This window comes from Aeromonas sp. QDB23, from assembly GCF_027707745.1.
In the GTDB taxonomy this organism is placed as follows: domain Bacteria; phylum Pseudomonadota; class Gammaproteobacteria; order Enterobacterales; family Aeromonadaceae; genus Aeromonas; species Aeromonas allosaccharophila.
This window is the reverse complement of sequence record NZ_JAPCJA010000187.1, coordinates 1-538: the sequence shown is the minus strand read 5'-3', so window position 1 is coordinate 538 and position 538 is coordinate 1. Positions and strand designations below refer to the sequence as shown.

Sequence of the window (538 nt, the reverse complement as noted above, 5' to 3'; positions counted from 1 at the left end):
CAAGATGGCCATCAAGCGACGAGCATGCCCTTTATCACGCGTGGCATGGATGATTTTGTGAATGCGGCGCCGTTGTGTGGTCGTGGCAGGGGTGGTAGGATAGGCATCAACTCAGTCCTTTTGGTGTGGCTTGTTTTGTTTGGCGACTAATGAGATCGCACAAACTGGACGGTTCCCTTCCTCCTGTGATCTACTATTCGGAACAGCTATTTAGATCAAGGTATCTGATAGGCTAACCCCCGCAAGAACGGTTCAAAAGTAACCAACCTCATCTTTTTTTGAGATTTTTTCATTTACCCCACTTGAAAAAATCGAAAAACTGTCCATTTACTATTATTGAGAACAATTAAAAAATTTAAGAATTTCAACATTCCGCTGCTTCGCAGCGAAGATAATCCAGATTTTTAATTCCTTCGAGCTAGCTTTCCTTAAAGGAAGAAAATTGCACTTACAATAAGAAATTACTAGGGAAGGTGCGAATAAGCGGGGAAATTCTTCTCGGCTGACTCAGTCATTTCATTTCTTCATGTTTGAGCCG

Annotated in this window: 1 pseudogene; it reads right to left on the bottom strand. The window is 42.2% G+C overall.

The features are described 5' to 3' along the window. Positions 1–107 (bottom strand): annotated as a pseudogene (locus tag PG888_RS23110) (IS630 family transposase); the annotation flags it as partial. Between the last annotated feature and the right edge of the window lie 431 nt (positions 108–538).